General features: G+C 64.2%; 12 protein-coding genes and 1 pseudogene. 11 read left to right on the top strand and 2 right to left on the bottom strand.

Features of this window, described 5'->3' with window-relative positions; all coding sequences use genetic code 11:
- Window positions 1-101: pseudogene (locus tag QZH52_RS29450) on the top strand (IS5/IS1182 family transposase); the annotation flags it as partial.
- Here the strand turns inward: QZH52_RS29450 and QZH52_RS29445 are convergent.
- Complete coding sequence (locus QZH52_RS29445; protein ID WP_301814466.1) at window positions 92-718, bottom strand: hypothetical protein; 627 nt, start codon at window positions 716-718, stop codon at window positions 92-94. The pseudogene QZH52_RS29450 and the gene QZH52_RS29445 overlap by 10 nt on opposite strands.
- A 223-nt stretch (window positions 719-941) precedes the next feature.
- Between QZH52_RS29445 and QZH52_RS29440 the strand changes: the two genes are divergently transcribed.
- The 6 genes from QZH52_RS29440 (at window position 942) to QZH52_RS29415 (ending at window position 7,018) form a co-directional block, all read left to right on the top strand.
- Window positions 942-1,385: a DotD/TraH family lipoprotein gene (locus QZH52_RS29440; RefSeq protein WP_301814464.1), complete on the top strand. Its 444-nt coding sequence runs from the start codon at window positions 942-944 to the stop codon at window positions 1,383-1,385.
- 13 nt (window positions 1,386-1,398) lie between these two features.
- Entirely contained in the window at window positions 1,399-2,205 is an 807-nt protein-coding gene (locus QZH52_RS29435) for a type IV secretory system conjugative DNA transfer family protein (RefSeq protein ID WP_301814463.1), read from the top strand.
- 7 nt (window positions 2,206-2,212) lie between these two features.
- A complete protein-coding gene (locus tag QZH52_RS29430; RefSeq protein ID WP_301814462.1) occupies window positions 2,213-3,487 on the top strand; it encodes an ATPase, T2SS/T4P/T4SS family in 1,275 nt (424 codons plus the stop codon).
- Window positions 3,484-3,798 carry an IcmT/TraK family protein gene (gene icmT, locus QZH52_RS29425; RefSeq protein ID WP_301814460.1) on the top strand — a complete coding sequence of 105 codons (315 nt, stop codon included), beginning with the start codon at window positions 3,484-3,486 and terminating at the stop codon, window positions 3,796-3,798. The genes QZH52_RS29430 and icmT overlap by 4 nt, the downstream gene beginning before the upstream one ends.
- A gap of 208 nt (window positions 3,799-4,006) precedes the next feature.
- The gene (locus QZH52_RS29420; protein WP_301814458.1) at window positions 4,007-5,389 is read left to right on the top strand and encodes an RES family NAD+ phosphorylase; all 1,383 of its coding nucleotides are present in this window, start codon (window positions 4,007-4,009) and stop codon (window positions 5,387-5,389) included.
- A gap of 120 nt (window positions 5,390-5,509) precedes the next feature.
- Window positions 5,510-7,018, top strand: coding sequence for a hypothetical protein (locus tag QZH52_RS29415; protein ID WP_301814457.1), 1,509 nt, complete (start codon window positions 5,510-5,512; stop codon window positions 7,016-7,018).
- Window positions 7,019-7,063: 45 nt separating this feature from the next.
- Here the strand turns inward: QZH52_RS29415 and QZH52_RS29410 are convergent, their stop codons facing one another.
- Window positions 7,064-8,380: a sensor histidine kinase gene (locus QZH52_RS29410; RefSeq protein ID WP_301814456.1), complete on the bottom strand. Its 1,317-nt coding sequence runs from the start codon at window positions 8,378-8,380 to the stop codon at window positions 7,064-7,066.
- Window positions 8,381-8,835: 455 nt separating this feature from the next.
- Between QZH52_RS29410 and QZH52_RS29405 the strand changes: the two genes are divergently transcribed.
- The 4 genes from QZH52_RS29405 to QZH52_RS29390 all read left to right on the top strand — a co-directional run bounded on the left by QZH52_RS29405 (window position 8,836) and on the right by QZH52_RS29390 (window position 18,226).
- A complete protein-coding gene (locus QZH52_RS29405; protein ID WP_301814454.1) occupies window positions 8,836-10,242 on the top strand; it encodes a hypothetical protein in 1,407 nt (468 codons plus the stop codon).
- 116 nt (window positions 10,243-10,358) lie between these two features.
- The gene (locus tag QZH52_RS29400; RefSeq protein WP_301814452.1) at window positions 10,359-11,120 is read left to right on the top strand and encodes a hypothetical protein; all 762 of its coding nucleotides are present in this window, start codon (window positions 10,359-10,361) and stop codon (window positions 11,118-11,120) included.
- Between the two features lie 162 nt (window positions 11,121-11,282).
- Complete coding sequence (locus QZH52_RS29395; RefSeq protein WP_301814450.1) at window positions 11,283-17,321, top strand: strawberry notch C-terminal domain-containing protein; 6,039 nt, start codon at window positions 11,283-11,285, stop codon at window positions 17,319-17,321.
- Between the two features lie 65 nt (window positions 17,322-17,386).
- Window positions 17,387-18,226, top strand: coding sequence for a hypothetical protein (locus QZH52_RS29390; RefSeq protein WP_301814448.1), 840 nt, complete (start codon window positions 17,387-17,389; stop codon window positions 18,224-18,226).
- The last annotated feature ends 76 nt before the right edge of the window (window positions 18,227-18,302 follow it).

Raw genomic sequence — 18,302 nt, 5'->3', positions numbered from 1 at the left:
ACGAGAAACTCGAGCGCAGCTTCGTCGCCCTCAACCACCTTGCCGCTGCCATCATTGCCTTCCGCAAGGTACCTGCCGACGTCAACATAATTTACGGATAAGTTCTTAGTCGAACGACCACTCGTTCCTTCAATTCTGCAGCCGTCACTGGGTCAAAGTTTGCGAAGCTTGGCGGGCCATTGAAGCGCGTCTCGACCGTCCACAACTCGGCAAGGAGGGACATCAACAGCATTCGCTGCATTGCCGCTTCGGCCAGGAACAGCGACTCGTCGAGCGTGGCAAATTTATTGTCACCGGCCTTGAGCGTTTCCTTGATGGCATCGAGGGCTCCTTTGTATTCAAACGCGTCAATCACGAGGCCGTAGCCAAGCAGCTTCGCCGCGGACTCAGCGATCGTGAGGGAGAGATTGAAGAACGCCTGTAGGTTGCTCGCGGTCAGAGGAGCAATTGCGTTTCGTGCGCCGTTTATGCGGAGCAATGCGAGTTTCACGTCGAAATCAGTCGACATCGCTCTCGCGCCGTACTGGTCCGTCAGCTTGATCGAGGCGACCGTAAAGGTCTGAAGCGCTGTCAGGCGATGAGCGTCCCATTCAGCACGAATGAGCCTCGACAGACGGCACGCGCGGTCTTGGTTAAAGGGCCAAGGGTCACGAGCTTTCAAGGCCCTCCCTACGTCTTGGTTTAGACCCTTGAGCGCTTCACGGATGTCGTCGTCCATATGCCCCCCTCGAACGGTAGTTGGGGAGCGAGGATCCTCCCTACGCCGCATGACGTCAATATGGCCGGTGGCTGATCCATTCCGGGCCGTCCCCACCCGTGTCGAAATCTCAACAACTCCAGCAGCGGCACATGCGCAAAATAGAGCGTTTCTTGCCTCGATATGCACCGTGAGATAGTATCGGCACGAACTAAAGGCACTAGCCGACCCAATTCAAACCGATATGACACACATTTCGCGGATCCTCGGCGCTGGTGCAGTCGCCGTAGCGCTCCTTGCACTTGCCGGTTGTGCAACGCCCCCGGCGCCGACTCCATCGAGTGACCCGGTAGCTGTCCAACTCGACCGCCTCTTCCAGAAATCAGCCAGCCAGGCGGCCTTCACCGGTAGCGCCGACGCCAAGGCGCCGGCTCCACGCCTGGCCGAAGGCAAGCTCTGGGTGACCTGGCGCGGCGACGCGAACGACCTCCTGAAGAACCTCGAGCCCGTCACGGGTCAGAAGGTGTCCGTCACCGGCCCGACGCCCCGGCTTCCCTTGTATGTGCAGGTGCATGCCCTGGGCGTCCCGGTCGACGAGGTGATGCGCGACATCGGCTACCAGCTCGGCCAGCGCGCCGACCTGGTGCTGCTGCCTTCGGGCGTCGAGATCCGCTACCGCGCCTTCTGATCCCCAGAGCCTCATGACCAGGACCCATTTCACCAAGGCCGCGCGGATCGCCCTCGCCGTGGTGGCGCTGGCCGCCGCACAAGTCGCCTCCGCGCAGACCCAATCGCTGTCGGTCGACTCGCTCATGAATGCGCAAGGCGCGACCGAGTCGGAGAGCCGCCTGAGCATGGTGCGCGAGACTGCGCTGCGCGAAACGGCATTCGGCCTGGGCACGCGCCTGGGCTTGCTGCAGCGCTCCCGCGAGATCTCGGCGGAGGTTGCCAAGCGCGATCGGGAGCTCGACAAGCGCTTCGACTTCGGCGGCCTGATGATGGGGCCGGGCGTGCTGCCTCCTGTCATCATGGAAAGCCGCGACGCGATCTCGCTCGAGGCGACCACCATGCGTGTTTCGGGCGCGATCTACAGGATCGACGAGCCCGCGCGCTTCGTGGCGATCGCCCCGACGTGGCGCGACTGGCTGCTGCTGGGCCTGCCGAGCGAAGACGCCGCGGACATGTCCACCGTCAAGAGTCTTCTGCCGCGCGACAGCGCCGAGCAGGCGTTCTGGAAGAAGGAAGTGGCCCAGGCCGTGGCCACTGGCCGCGCGCAGGCGCAGCAGATCTTCGAACTGAACGTGGCCAACCTGGAGAAGACCTACTTCGGCATGCGCCTCTTCTACGATCTGTGGAAGCGCGGAATGGTCACCATCCCGGTCGTTGCCAGCGCGCAGACCATGGTCGACCACGAGAATCCAAACACGATCGCGGTCGGCAACACGATGTTCCGCATCACGCGCCAGGCGGGCTTCGAGGATTCGAGCCGCTGGAAGCCACTGGAATAGGCGAAGAGTGCTCGACGCAGCAGAAAAGGCGGTCCCGCGCTTCCACTTGCCGATCGGGAACATCCGGCGCCAGGACCTCAACGAGTTCCTTTCCAACGTCTACGACCTGGGCGTCTCGGACATCAAGTTCTCCTCGACCGACTACGTGTGGGCCGAAGTGAACCGCATGTGGCATTCGGTCACCGTTCGCCGCCTGGACGACTCAGAGGTGAACACCATCCTCGCGCTCCTCTTCAATGAGAGCGGGCAGACCGAGATCGGCGCGGCCAATGCGATCGACTCGCGCGTGGACGCGGTGATCTCCCGCGACAAGGTGCTCTCCTTCCGTCTGAATGCCACGGGCTGCTCGGTGGGCAACACGCCCTCGGGCGTGAACATCACGTTGCGTGCGATGCCGCAGGAAATCCCGACGTGCGCGCAGCTCGGCCTCGAGCCCGAGCTCATGGAGAACCTGTTCCCACGCTACGGCATGGTGCTGATCGTCGGTACTACTGGCTCGGGAAAGTCCACGCTGCTCGCCGCCTCTCACCGGTACCGCCTCGAGGAGCGCCGGCATGACCCGGTGCACATCCTCACCTACGAGCAGCCGGTGGAATACCTGCTGAAGGGCTACGCCCAGGGCCATATGCCCGAGCCCACCCAGACCGAGGTGGGCGTGGGCGCCCAGCTGCGCTCGATGGACATGGTCGGTCCCAACGCGATGCGCCGCAAAGGGCAGGTGATTCAGATGGGCGAAATCCGCGACATGGACAGCGCTCGTGCCGGCTTCGAGCTGGGCGCCACCGGCCACGCCGCGTACGCCACGATGCACACAGAGACGCCCGATCGCGCGCTCTCGCGGACGCTGCAGCTCTTCCCGCCGGTTGAGCATGCCCGCGTCGCCAACGAATTCATCGAGCAGGCCCGCCTGGTCATCGCGCAGAAGCTCGCCCGCCGTCTCGACGGGAAGGTGATGGCCTTCCGCTCCTGGTGCGTGTTCGACCGCGAAGTGAAGCGCAGCCTCGAGGATCTGCCCACGCACCAGTGGGGCAAGGAAGTGCGCAAGCTCGTCGCTGAGCGCGGCAACGACTTCGAGTCCAAAGCCTTCGTGGCGCTCGCCGACGGGCTGATCAGCTACGAGAGCTTCGTCGAGGTGTCGTCCATGACGCGCGGCGAGGCCAACGAATATTGCGCGCACCGCGGCTTCAACCCGAGCGCCGGACCGGTGGTGACCTCGCTGCCGGCCGCCACTCCCGCCGCGGCGACGACGACCGAAGCCATGGCAGAACCGGAGGCCGCATGAGCAGCAGCTACTGGCCGCGCACTGGCAAGTCCTACCGCATCCCCGGCACGCCGCTGCCGCCGCAGGCCGGCGCACCGATGGTGCTGTCGCTGTTCTATTTCTCGTGGTGGACGCTTGCGATCGCCTTCGCGGTGTGCGCGATCTTTGGATACGCCTCGTACAAGAACCGGACGATCCTTTGGGCACTGCGACGCCTGCGCAGCAAGATGCGCTCGGGCGTCATCGCCGCCAGGCCGCGCTTCTACCGACAGCGCTTCACGTTCGACCAGCAGCTGGGCGACATCGATTTCCGCGTGCGGGGCAAGAAGTAGCCCCCGCGCCAACCCACTCAAGTCTCCCCTCGGCGCGAACCCGCTCGCGGCCGGCAGAGCGTCCTTTGGCCTCCGACTTTGACGAGTCGGGGGCCGTTTTCTTGGGCCTGCGCCCAACCTGCCCGCCTGTCGTCGGCTCCCACCGTGTATGGGTGTAGCCCCGGTGCGTTCGACGAGAATGCTCCGGAACGACACGGACGAACCTGCCATGAGCAACATCTGCATGAGCTGCTTGAAGGACCCATTTCTGCGCCAGCAGTTGGCGGGGAAGGTGGACGCAGGTGTGCCGTGTGAGTACTGCGAACAGGGGAATCCGGCAGCACCACTGTTCGAAGTTGCTTGGGAGTGCGACCGTGTGATCGATGCACACTTCGAGCCCACACACGAAGCGATGGCAGTGGTGATCTATGACCGCACGCCTGCTGGCGCGGACCTCGAGGAGACGCTGCGCCGCTTGGACGTGGTGCCAGAAGGCGCCCTGGGAGAACTCAAGGAATGCGTTGAATCGCTCTGGTTCGACAGGGACTCCACGGAGTGGAAGTACGGAGATGACGAAGATCCCTGGTTCGATCGGAAGCGGGACATGAGTGCGCCGGTCAGTAGGGCCTGGAACGCAATGGAGGAGAGTCTGCTCGAGGAGGCACGGCATCTCAACCCGAAAGCTCAGGGAGTCCTCGATGAGGTCCTCGGGGAGCTCACTTGGGACCGAACGGAGGACGGGAAGCACGTCGTTGCGGAAGCGGGACCGGGCTCACCCGTTGTCAGGCTGTTTCGAGCAAGGGTCTTTCAGAGCGACGACGAGTTGCAGGAGGCGCTCTCAAGGCCAGAAGATCTGCTCGGCACGCCGGCGCCCGGAATCGGCAAGGCCAACCGGATGAATGCCCGCGGTCAGCCCGCCTTTTACGGCGCGACTCACCCTCAGATTGCGATTGCAGAAGTGCGCCCGCCCGTTGGAAGTAAGGTCGCCGTCGCCGCTTTCGACATCGTTCGCCCCTTGAGGCTTCTCGATCTCCGGAGTCTGGCGCGAATCCAGCTCGACTCCACGCTGAGTCTCTTTGACCCCCGAAGCATCGATCGGGCGCAGCGCCGGGACTTCTTGCGCGTGTTGTCGCAGCTCATGGTCGTACCCGTGATGCCAGACCACGAGCATCGAGGCTACGTGATCACGCAGGTCATTGCTGACTATCTGGCCACGCATCCGCGCGCAGCGGTCGATGGCATCGTCTATCCATCCGTGCAGGCGAAGGATCCCTCGGGCGCAAGCTTCGGTGACAACGTGGTCCTCTTTCCCAGGGCGTCTCGCGTGAGGCCTGCATCGCCGGGCTCCACTGCGTCCGCCTATCTCTGGGAGCATGAGGAAGATGGACCGGGCCGCCGATTCGAGCCGCAAATCTGGTTCAACGATGCGCCGAAGGAGCAGACATCGAGGCCTTCATTTCCGACTGGAACGCCAGCCGACGCACTTGCGACGCGAAGGCCAGTCGCGCTCGAGCTGGTTCGAGACCAAATTGAGATCCACGAAATTCTCGACGTCGCCGTGGCCACTTATCCGGAACGTGTTCGTGTACGCGTTCCCGAAGGCCGACGCTAGCCGTACACCCTCGTGCTGCGGTCACAGCCCGATGCCCATACCGTCCGGCGCAAGCTTGGTGGCGGTCGTCTGGCTGGCTAGTGGGAGGCGGCGCCTGACGTCACATAGAGACTTCGACTGTTGAACAACTTCATTCGCTACAAGCCGCTTAGAAACCTGGCACGCAGCTACAACCTGCAGCGCTCCCTTGAAGATCTGTGGTTCTACTTTCAGATGTACGAGGGTGCCTTCCCCATCGCCTGGACTTGGGACGGCCGACGGCGTGTGTTCATCAACGAGCAGATCTTCAAATGGGAGCTCGCGGCGCTCTCTCGTGAACTGGTGCTTCATGCCTCGCCCGCCGGAACGCTCAGGTTGTCGCCCGTTCAGGGCCTCGTTCGCTTGACGAACATGCTCAAGCAAGTGGACGACAACATGGCCGCGGACGACATGTCCCCTGAGAGCGCCTACAACAGCCTGAGTCCCACTGGACAGGTTCAATTCGCCTGGCAGCGCAACCGGGAATTCAATGCCCTCATGCGCTACTACAAGGTGTTTTCAGCGCCCGACGTGGAAGCCCTGTTGATGAAGCAGACCGGTGTTACCACACGCGAGTGGTTCCTCGTAGGCTTCGCCATAGCTGGTCACCTCCGTAAACGCTTTGACATATCAAGCCAGCAAGACTACTCGCCCATAGGCGTTGAGCGCGCTCGGTCGGCGATCGTCTTCGACAAACTATCTCAGCCGCTGGCCGAACTTCAAGACCAGGTCAGGAGTGCCGCGCGGTTTGACGAAACCTGGAGGTACACCTGGAATCCACTAACAGCGAAGCCTCTGGTGGCCTTGAATCCGAATACACCTCATCTTCTTCATTGCCCCGTTCCGGCCTTCGTTCTTAGCAGGGTGAGTCAAGGGCTGTACTACGAGATCTCGGCCGCCGAGGGCTTTAACAACCCCTTCGGGGAGTCCTTTCAGGCGTACATAGGCGAAGTGCTGGTGGCAACCTTTCCGAGCCCGCGCTTCGAACTTCTCGAGGAGCGCGAATACAAGGTGGGGCGAGCGACGAAGCATGGCGCTGACTGGATCCTCACTGACGACCAGGCGAACCTGTTCATCGAATGCAAGGCCAAGCGGATGACGCAAGAGGCAAAGTCGGCCGTCGACCCGGCCACCATTGGCCAGCAGGTGGACTTCCTGGCGAAGGCAGTGGTTCAGCTCTACAAGAACATCGCCGATGCCCTGGCAGGCCACACTCATTGGAAGCCAAACAATCTACCGGTCTACCCGATGGTGGTGACGATGGAGGACTGGTACCTGTTCGGGGTTTCGGCCGACCTCTTGGTGAAAAGCGTGGAGACCAAGATGGCAGAGGCGAGGCTCGATCTCGAGTGGCTCGAAACCATGCCCTACAGCGTCGCTTCATCCCAGGATCTCGAAAACGTGAGCCCAACAATTGCAGAGGTGGGCATTGGCACGTTCTTCTCGGCGCGCTCACCGGAGCACCGCAAATGGATGCTTCAAGCCTTCGCGCGCCAGCTCTTCCCAGAGGTGTATCGACGAACCGTCAATCGAGATCTCTTCGAGGAGGAGTGGGTCAACATCGTGCCGCTGCAAGCATTGCCCGAGAAGTTCAGTCGACCGAAGGCGTGACTTGAGGCTTCGGAGTGCGGACGATCTCGAGCCAGGCCTGCACGCTCAACCCAAGGCGAGATCGAGCCGGCGCTTCTCCGGATCCGTGTCAACATCCTCGATATCCATCGTCACCCGCGTGCCGCGCCCTTCGACTGAAGCGATGGTCAGTCGGGTGTTTAGCACGGCGGCCAGGCGTGTCACGAGCGAAAGGCCAATGCCCATGCCATCCGGGGCAAGTTCGGCGGCGGCTTCAGCCCGGTAGAACTCATCGAAGACGTTCTTGATCTTGCTCGCGGGGATGCCTATCCCTTGATCCCACACCTCGACCCGCACCTTGCCGCCCCGCGCGCGGGCGGTCAGGAGGATCTTGGTGCCTGGATGGCTGTACTTGATCGCGTTGGAAACCACGTGGCCGATCATGCGGCGCAGGCGCATGGTGTCCGTCTGCAGGAGCGGATCTCCTGTCACGCGGACACGCAGGTCTATGCCCTTCGCCTTTGCATGCACGCCTGCGATGGTGGCGAGGCTTTCGATGAGTTCGGAGATTCGGGCCTCCTCCACCGCCAGGTGAACCTCGCCAGCGTCGAATTTGGACAGGTCGAACAGCGAGCTGAAGAGGTTGTTGACTGCAGTGGTCGCCCTGGTGATCTTCGGCGCCAGCTCGCGGTAGCTATCCGGATCTGCCTCGAGGTACTCTGCATACAGCGACAGGGCGATCACCGGCTGCCGCATGTCGTGGGTTGCCGCGGCCAGAAAGCGGTTCTTGGTTTGGACTGCCTCAAGGGCCTCCTGCTTCTGCGCGGCGAGGTCGAAGACCATTCCATAGTGGTCGCGCTGGGTCCGATGCGTGTCGCTCGTCATACGCCGCGTCAAGCTCCATTGCAGGAGGGCGAGGGGAATGAACCAAAGCAACGCATGCTTTTCAGGGCCAGACCGCCAGGCGGTAAAAATGATGCAGAACACGGCAGTCCCGAAGAACACGCTCGTGAAGAGTCGGCTGAGTCTGGGGACGAGGGCTAACCGCGGAAGAGGGACGTACATCATCCCAGCCAGGATTGACCAGCAAGCAAACTCGCCGACCTCGCTCATCCGATCGTAGAAGAGCAAAGGTGAACTTCCCCATCCGGCGGCGAGAACCAGGTAGATCGGCGTGATTCGCCGCATGAATTCCGCTTGAACATCACAAGGCGCATCGCGGAGCTTGCGGGCGTAGTTTGATTCGGCCAGCGTGCGTATGAAGTTGCCGGTGAGCACGACGCTTGCCCACATCAACACCTCGTCGGCCGGGATGTGTCGCCAGCAAATCCAGGTCATCACCAGGCACAGGAGTACGCCAAGGGGAACTCGGTTGATGGACTCGCCCATATAGCGATTCATCATGCTGCGCTGGATGTGCTCCTCGCGCGCATTCGGTTCGGCGACGGGTGAGCCCGACACGGTCGTAGGAGAGGGGAACGTCGCATACGCGATGGCCGAGGGGCACTCCGATCGGGCAAGGGCTCGACGGAGAGGGGGCGCTGAAGGCTGATTGGTGGCTGGCGAAACTGGAGCTCCCAGATCGCCAAAGATGGAAGCGTTCACTGATTCTCTTTTTGCTGAGGCGCGATCCTAGGACTGTACGGCGCGAACTGCCGCTCCTTTGCTGGAACAGAAACCGGTTTCCGTGACTCTTCTTCCTTGTCGCGGAGACCTTTCTGATGAACGCATCCGCATATTTCCTCTGAGGTGTGCGCAGAGTTGCAGCGTCGCAACGAAATTCAAAAGGGAAAACAAAAAAAGAAAATAGCTCGCATCGAAGTATCCTCACGAACAACAAAACGGCAAGAAACACTGTGATGCTGAATGTCACGCAACCGATTGAGGACCTGAACGAGATGGAAGAACTGGACCGCCAGCTGACCGCCGACGACAAGGCAGAGATCACCAAGAAGGTGTGGTCGCTCGTGGATGCGCTCCCGCAGCGTGACCTGATCGAAATCTCGGACGCCCGCCAGTGGATCGGCCGCGTCGTCGAGCTCCATGGCGAGCAAGCCGTCTGGCACGCCATCCGCCTGAACGGCTTCGGAGGCTCGGAGATCGGCGTCCTGGTCCGCAACCAGCACGGCGTTCGTGCCGACCACATGGCCAGCGCTCACGACATCGTGCTGGGGAAGCTGATGCGCAAGATTCCCGACGAGACCAACGAGCACATGACTCGCGGTCACGAGAACGAGGAACCGCACTCGCGCAAGTTCTACAAGAAGTACGGCGCCCACCGCGATCTGGTGGCCTTCGGAACCCTGACCAAGGCCCAAGGCTCGCTGCCGTGGATGCGCTACAGCCCCGACGAGGTGGCGATGCTGCCGTCGAAGGTGCTCGCCGCGACCCGTCCGATGGCTGCCGAGCGCCCGATGTCGCGCTGGCTGATCGACTACAAGGCCCCGAGCAAGGTCGAGGATGACGCCGAGATCCATTTCCAGTACGGCTGCCAGCTCGCGCAGGGCGCGATCCTCTGCGAAGAGAACGGCGTCGAGATCCACGGGCTGATGCTGAGCCAGTTCGACTGGGCCGGCTGGCGTCTGAAGGACGATGTGGTCGAGGTCGGCGAAGAACTCAAGCACCTGGTGCGCGAGGCCGGCAACTGGGCCTGGAACTGCGTCATGACGAAGCAGGTGCCGCCCTATGTGCGCACGCCTGTCCTCGCCGACTCGGAAGGCTTCGTGGCCAAGCATGTCGACTTGGCCGAGCGCCTGGCCAATGTCTCGGCACTCGCCAAGGCCGCCGATGCGCGCGCGCAGGAACTGCGCGGTGAACTGCTGGTCGGCCTCGATGGCCGCAAGCTCGACGGCTGCAAGGTTGTTCTGCCGGGCGCCGGCGCCCTCACCGCGAACCTGAAGATCGACACCGAGAAGCTCCAGGCCGAACTGCAGCCCGAGCAACTCGCGATGGTCACCAAGAAGGATGGCTACGACTCGGCCGCCATGGCGCGGCACCTGAAGTCGCTGGGCGTGGACCTCAAGCAGTTCAAGGCCGACAAGATCGATGCCGACAAGCTCGCTGAGCACGCCGAATCCTTTGGCCTCGACCTCGATGCCTACATGGCTGAGCAGCACGTCTTCAAGATCGACAAGCCCATCAAGGAAGAGATGGAGCGCTACATCGACACCCACTTCCCGCTCGTCGCGCCGGCCCAGCCCGACGTCGACGCGCAAACCGCGGACCAGTTCGCGGAAGAGCCGATGGCGGAGGCGCCGCGCGGATAGGGCGCGCTCCATCCCCAAACGTGTTCGCGTGGCCAAAGATGAGGCCGCACAAGCCTCGCGAACATCAAAAACGTGTGCGGTCTCATCTTTGTTCTCAATTTCTAGGAGCTGAACAAATGGCTATCGTCAAGGCAAACACCAACCGCCAGTCCCTCATCTTCATCTCGCTGGTCGAGCGCACCAACAAGCACCTGTCGGCCGCCGAGATCGAGAAGAACCCGGAATTCCGCGTTCCCGGTTTCCTCTACAAGAACGAGCAAGGCCAGCATGAACTGGCTCGCCAGCTGTCGGGCAGCGTCGTGAGCGTGAAGGTCGGCACCGACAAGTACGAAGCGCCTGGTCAGCCGCCCGTGGTCTACCCGATCGCCACCGTGCGTCTGACCGACGGCGAGAGCGTCAAGATCCGTCTCGACCAGGCACTCGGCCGCACCGTCATCGGCCTGCTGGCAGCCAACGCGCTGTCGCATGGCGACGGTCCGGTGGACGTGTACGTGAGCCAGATCCGCGCCGGCGAGCGCATCGGCAACGGCGAGCCGTTCGACCGCGATCGTTCGTTCATCAGCGTCAAGCCCGAAGGTGCCGACAAGGGCGAGAAGTTCACCCCGATCTACGCCGGTGAAGACGGCCAGATCCTCGTGGACGGCGAGGGCAAGCCGGCCGGCCTGCCGAAGGCGAAGACCGTGCGCTTCCAGGGCAAGGACCAGCTCGACTGGGAAGAGATCAACAACATCGCCGTGTGGACGGCCGCCGGCCTGGAGAGCTACTACAAGGACAAGGACGCGCAAGCGCACACGTCCAGCCAGGCTCCGGACGACCACGACCCCCAGGACGGCATCGACCTGAACGAAGCCGCCGCTGCTGCTGTTCCCCGCGGCTGAAAGGCCGGGAAGGAAGCTGGCGGGTTGACGGGACCGCCAGCGTCCTTCGGATTCCGAACGAATCCAGTTTCTCCTTGATTGATCCCTGAACCAGCCGCACCCCTGGGCCCCGATTCCCGGGCCGCCCAGAGGGTGCGCACTTTTTTCTGAGAGTAGGGCGCGATGCCAAAGTGGATTGACCTGAACGATGCGTCTGGTGCGCGTCTGAAGATTGCAACGATCGAGGTGGGTGGCGATCCCCATCTGCACCTGTTCGTCACGGGCCTGTCCTACCTCAACCCCGCCTGGAGCAAGGCAATCAGCCAGCTCGGCTTCCATCCGGGCGGTGCACGCAAGTACCTGGTTCGCCGCGTGAAGGCCGGCGAGCGTCCGAAGCCCTCCGACTTCCGCCCCGTGTTCCCGAACGCGGCCGTGCGCGAGATGACGCCGGAGAGCTACATGCTCAACCTGCAGACCGCGCGCAAGCCGGACGAGCGTCCGGCAAGCAAGGAAGAGCGCGCCGCTGCCATCGACATCAACAACGCGATTCTCCTGGGCCGCAACTCCGACGGCGAACGTGTGTTCGAAGCCGCCGGTTCGCGCTATGTCATCAAGGTGACGGGACAGGGCACCGAGCTGCGTGTCGACGAGTCCGAGTCGAGCCAGCCGCACGTCTTCCTGCGCCTGCCCAAGGACGCGACCGAGGAATTCCGCACGCTCTCCATGGTGCAGTGCGCCGATGGCTTCGTGCGCTCGATGGTGCTCGGCGAAGTCCAGCACACCGAGGACATGGACCGCTTCCTGCAGGCCCTGCACGGCACGGCCAGCTCGGACGAGCCGTCGACGTTCACGACCGAGCAGCACGACGAAGTGCATGCCGCGATCGAAACGGCGCTCCTGCGCTACCTGCGCGACGGCTTCGAGGTGGCCCAGGACGCCTACGGCGAGTCCGCACGCCTGACGGACATGCTTCCCCCGTACCGCGGCCGCCTGCGCGGTACCGGCACCATGCCGACCCCGATCTCGGTGGCCAGCCAGCGCCTGCTGGGCGACACCGAGGGCCTCACGGTCGTCGTCCCGAACGCTTTCGACGGCGCGAGCTTCGCGTTCCTGCCCGAAGGCACCAACGTGCGGGCCTACCGCGGCACGAAGGACATGTCGGCGCTCTCGAGCGTCGTCAACCTGCGCGCCAGCACTAAATGGCAAGACGGCGAGTTCTCGCCTGGCCGTGAAGTCGGCGCCGACGCGATGTTCATCAACGCGGACCCGGTGCTGGGCGCCGATGGCCGCCGCACGGACTACATGCTGGCGATCAACTCGCTGCGCTCCCTCAAGGAAGGCGGCCGCGCCGTGATCGTCCTGGCTGCCGACGCGGTGCCGGGCGAACTCTCGGTCGCCTCGCGCAACTTCCTGCAGATGGTCAACGAGCGCTACCAGATCCAGAGCGCCTTCGAGACCGCACCGATCCTGTCGCGCAAGGCCGGCGTGCCCGACAACAACCCGGGCCTGCGCATCGTGTCGGTGGTCAACCGCCGCGTGGACCTGCCGACCCCGATCACGACCCTACCGGTCATCTCCTCGTGGGATGACCTGAAGACCACGGTCGACGAGGCGATGGCCCATGCCGAGGTCCTGGACGCCCAGGCTCAAGGTGTCGATGTCGAGCGTGCCGCGCTCGAAGGCCGCGTCCAACGCCCGTACATCGCCTTCTCCCGTGTCGGCGAGGCTCGGACGATGGTGCCGTCGAACATGCAGGCTCCCCTGCAGGCGACGATGACCCGGATCGAGTCGCTCTACGGCCTGATCGACGAGCTCGTCTCGCGCGAGCTCGGCTGGGGCGAGAACGCCCTGGCCAAGCGCCTGTCGCCAGAGCAGGTGGACGGCATCTCCATGATGGTCGTGCGCCAGCTCGAAGGCTACGCCAGCATCCTGGCCGACGAGACCGGGATCGGCAAGGGCCGCCAGCTGGCCGCCATGATGGCCTGGGCGCTACGCCGCAATCAACCCGTCTTCTTCGTCACGGACAAGGCGAACCTGTTCTCCGACCTGGCGCGCGACCTGAAGGCGATCGGCGAATGGGACCGTGTCCGCCCGATGGTCATGAACACCGACGGCGAGATCACCTGGGAGCCGGGGCCCGGCGAGCCGCCGGTGGTGCTGGCCCAAGGCTTCGCTTCTGCGCGCACGAAGGCAATGGTTGACGGCGGCATGAAGCTCGAAGACGCGGGCCTCAACACTTGCTTCCTGACCTACTCGCAGATCGCCGGCGCCGAGAGCGACAAGGCCCAGTGGGTGAAGAACCAACTCGGCAACGCGCTCATCATCTTCGACGAGGCCCATGTGGCCGCGGGCTCCGACAGCCAGATCGCCAGCCACATCGCCGAGATGTCGCGGCTCGCCAAGGGCGTGCAGTACGCCTCGGCGACCTGGAGCAAGACGGAAGACAACCTGCACATCTACCAGCGCGCGCTGCCGGACAGCGTGAACGTGGCCTCCCTGGCCGCCGCGATCAAGAAGGGTGGCGAGTCGTTCTCGGAAGTGCTCAGCTCGATGCTGGCCTCCGAAGGCGCGCTCATCCGCCGCGAGCACGACCTCTCCAAGCTGGACGTGAGCGTCTACACGGTCGAGGAGCGACGCGCCCACAACGAGCGCGTGAGCGACGCCGTGGCCGAGGCGCTGGGTGCCGCCACTTACCTAGCCGGCGACATGTCGCAGATCTTCATGCGCGGCAACCGCGTGGCGGTGAGCGTGCTTCGCAAGGCGAAGGAAGCTCGTGCCGCGATGGTCGATCAGACCAACGCCGCCGCCGAGACGCCGGTGGCGCGCGCCAACATCATGAGCTCGAGCTTCGGCACGGGCTCGGTGCTCTACCAGGTCATGAAGGCCGTGCAGGGCGCGCTCAACGCCGACCAGGTCGCTGACCGTGCCATCGAGCACATCCGCGCAGGCATGAAGCCGGTCATCGTTTCGGAGGCGACGAACGAGGCGCTGACCCGCATGCTCATGCTCGAGGCGGACGCCCAGGCCGAGGCCAACGGCACGCCGCGCACCACCGGCGGGCTGCCTTCTGCGATCAAGATGCCGACCATCCGCGATGCCGTGCGCGCCGTGCTGATGCCCCGCCTGACGACGGTCGTGCAGCGCGAGATCACCGAGGAGGATGTGCCCGATGAACCGGAGGAAGCGCCGGCCCTCGCCGACGCCGCCGCCCGCGCCGCAGCGGAGCTGAATGCGGAGCGCGAGGAGGGCGAGGAGGGAGCCGAACCCGCCCTGACCCCCGAAATGGCCGCCGCTCAGCGCGAAGCCCGGATCCTGCGGGCCCTGCAGCGTCAGACCGAGGGCGAGCAAGCCGCGGCAGAGGAAGACGCCGTCAGCCTGGACGAAGCTCTCGCCGCCGCGGCGCCTGCGGGCACCGCGCCTGGCGAAGGTGGCGAGGCTGGCAAGCGCGGCAAGAAGGTCATTTCGAGCCGCCGCACCGTCTCGATCCTGGACCTGCCTGGCATGACGGACGCAGACCGCCAGCACTTCCAGGACGGCGTCGCCGAGCTGGAGCGCCTGATCAACGCGATCCCGGAACTGCCGGTTTCGGCCTTCGACGTGATCGAGCAGAAGCTGCGCGACGCGGGCATCACCGTGGGCGAGATCACGGGTCGTTCGTTCTCCCTGGAGCGGATGCCCGCCCTGACCGCCGCTCCTGCGGACGGTCAGGCCCCGACTTCGACCGCGACCATCCCGACCACCGACGGGATGGTCGGCGCGCCGCCCATGTGGAAGGTCACACCGCGCCTGCGCAGCAAGCGCGCGGTCAACGCCGTCAAGCGTGCCTTCAACAACGGCGAGATCCAGGCGCTGCTGATCAACCGCTCGGCCGCCACCGGCGCGTCGATGCACGCGTCGCCGCAGTTCCTGGACCATTCGCGTCGCGTGCTGCTGGAGCATCAGATCCCGGAGAACGTGACCGACCGCATCCAGCTGATCGGCCGCGTGAACCGCTACGACCAGGTGACCTTCCCGCTGGTGGAGACCTGCACGACCGGCATCTACGGCGAACTGCGCTACGTGATGATGCAGAACCGCAAGCTGGAGAAGATGAGCGCGAACGTCCGCTCGAGCCGCGAGAACGCGATGCTCATCAAGGACGTGCCCGACCTGTTCAACTCGATCGGCCTGGAAGCTGTTCGCAGCTACGTGCAGGACGAGCCGCTCGTGTCCAAGAAGCTGGCGCTGCCGGAGAACTTCCTGGAGATCACGGGCGTCGCCGCGGTGAACATGTTCCTGATGCGGCTGCCGCTACTGAAGGTGGCCGAGCAGCGCCAGGTCTACGACCAGCTGTTCAACCGCTTCGACGAGAGCTTCAACCGGCACGAGCTCCTGGGCACGAACCCGCTCAAGACCCGCGAGTTCGACTGGCGCGCGAAAGAGGAGTTCTCGGGCGTCTTCTTCGGCGACACCTCGGGCGAGCGCGGGAACATGGTGGAAGCGCTGATCAATGACGCTCTGACGACGGCGGAGACCGATGCGCCCGCCACGGAAGCAGCACCAGCCCCGACCGGCAACACCACGATGGATGTCAGCGCGCTCGCCGCCGGCGGCCAACCCGATGGCGCCTCGTCGGAGCAGGACGATCTGCTGTCCGCTTTCGATCGCCCGGTCTACATCAAGAAGATCTCCTACAACGTCGACCTGAAGCCCATGTCCTGGACCGCCTGCGTCGCGGCCGCAACCGTCAGCGGCGAGATGCTCGCTGCGGATGGTGGGCACTTCCAGCTGGGCGAGAACGGCCTGGCGTCGTGGAAGCCGGATGTGGTGGCGAAGCTGAACTCCGGCATGCAGGCCATCGTCAAGATGGCCGCCGTGGCCGCGGGTTTGACCGACACCAATGAGGCTGTCGACTCGAACCCGCCCGCACAGCGCGCGCACCTGCGGGCCGAATGGCTGAGGAACCACGTTGACGGCCTGGTGCCGGGCGCGATCTTCCAGGAAGACGCGAAGGTCGACGGCAACGGCGTCGTCTACCAGCAGGCCAAGACCGGCGTGATCGTGAACATGAAGCTGCCGACGGAAGTGCGCGAGCTGATCTTGCCGCACAAGTGGAAGATTGCAGTCGTGTTCCCGGGCGAAGAGCGGCCCGTGGAGTATTCGCTACGGGCACTGCTGTCCGAGGTTCGCGGCGACGTGAAGAAGGGTGAGGTAGCCGGTACGCTGATGACCAACGCTTACTCGCGCCTGCGTCCAGTGAAGTATGCACGAGGCAATGAGCAGGGCTGGCGCTTCGCGAATGTGCTCGGTGAAGCCAACCCGCGCATCACCTGGACTCGCGACGAGTTCGACCTGGCGCCCGTCGGCCAGCACCGTCGCTCCGGCTACGTGCTGGGCGGCAACATGTATATGGCCTACGACTGGTCGGTGAAGTCGCGTGTCGGCCGATCGATCATCTACACGGACGACAAGGGCATGCGCCAGCGCGGTGTGCTCCTTCCGGCAATCATGAGCCATGTGGGCGCCCAGTTCATGCCGATGCGTGTCTGGGGCGGCCAGATCAAGCCGTTCGTGAAGAGGCTGGTGGAAGCCCAAGGCGTGAACGGCCTGCAGCTGGAGACCGAGTTCCTGTCGTCGAACAAGCCCTACGGGATCATGATCAACGACAAGGGCCTGATTCTGCTGACCAAGGCCAAGGACGCGCGCCGCGCGTTGCGCCTGATGCGCGGCGAGCAGGTGAAGATGCGCAAGGATGCTCTCGGCGAGCGTGCTACGGCAGCGCGCGACCCGCTGAACGTCACCCTGGGCGTGCTGTCGCGCAACGGCCGCCTCGGTACCGGGCGTGCTGCAGCTGGTCTGAACGGCCGCGTCGCCCTGGGCGACGAGGCAACCGCAGGCTCTTCGACCGGCATCCCGCAAGGCTACGTCGCCGTGAAGCTCGGCTTCGACCCGACCAAGCCGGCAATGCTCGACCGCGCGCTGAGCCTCCTGGTGCACGGCACCGGCCTGGAGATCTACGCCAAGGGCATGCAGCAGCGTGCCCTCGCGAAGGAAGTTGGGCGCGAGTACTTCGCACAGATCCGCGAAGAGACCGCTCAGCGCCGCGCCCAGGTTCGCCAGCAGATCGCAGCCGCTGCGGAGGGCGCGCCTGTCGATCCCCAACCTGCGCAGGTCGAGCAACTTGCCGAGGCCGAAGGGCCGGCTGCGAACGATGCGCCGAGCGCCGAGCGCGCAGTGGCCTGAACCCCCGCCGCGGCCCGCCCGCCGCGGCTCTCCAGCAAAAACCACCGAAAACACGAGGAACATCCATGACCGTCCAAGCAATCGAACTCTCCATCGCCGAGTGCGACGAACTCCTGAAGTCGCTGTCCGGCCCGAACCCTTCGCTGAATGAATGGCGCAAGGTCGTCCAAAAAGCCTTTGCCAAGGGTGTCGCCGCGGTGTCGAACGAGAAGACCATTCCTGCCGTTCTCGTGGAGCCTCTCATCGACATCGCGGAGAGCGTCGCACGTGCCGAATTGGCCCCGCCTGGCGACTCACGCGACCGCTACGATCTGTATGCGAAATGGGCGGGCGAGTTTCAGCAAGACTTCTCACGCCGCTTGGCCGACGGCAAGGAGCCCGCCTTCAGCTATGTCGAGGACATTGAAGCGTTCGCGCTGAAGAAAGCGTCGGAGACAGGATTCATCTCCATCGCGCGGCCGGTGCCCATCAGCGACCGCAACGTGTTCCGCGAGTACGCGCGGGCGGGGCAGCGGGAAGGTGCGCTCGAGGTCGACGAGAACGCCCAGGTGAACGTATCGCAAGACGATCCAGATCTGCCGCCCCAAGGTGCATACGTTCAATCCTGGCAGTACATCAACAACGACGAGATCGTGGGCTTCCTGAACGCAATGATGAGGGACGCTCAGCTGGTGGACGGCGCGCTGGATGGGGCCGTTCACGCCGCCGCTGAATTCGCCGCGCCGACGCAGTCACGGGAGGAGGACCTGGATCTGATCGCGATGACAGCGTTCGACGTCAACGATGAGGGTGTCGACACCCAGGTCCAGTACCTTGTCGCCCGGCGTGGCCCGCAGGCCGCGTTCGAAGCGGTCGAGGCAGCAATCGCCGAGGCCCCGCGTCAGGCGGACGCTCCGAGGGGTTGAGCGTGGAGTACCGGCTCAACTGCGGCCAGTACGTGCTGCATGCCAAGCCGCCCATGGGGGGCGACTTGGAGCCGGT

The organism is Variovorax ginsengisoli (genome assembly GCF_030486595.1).
GTDB lineage: Bacteria > Pseudomonadota > Gammaproteobacteria > Burkholderiales > Burkholderiaceae_C > Variovorax > Variovorax ginsengisoli_B.
Note: the sequence above shows the minus strand (reverse complement) of the source record. Positions and strands in the feature narration are given on the sequence as shown.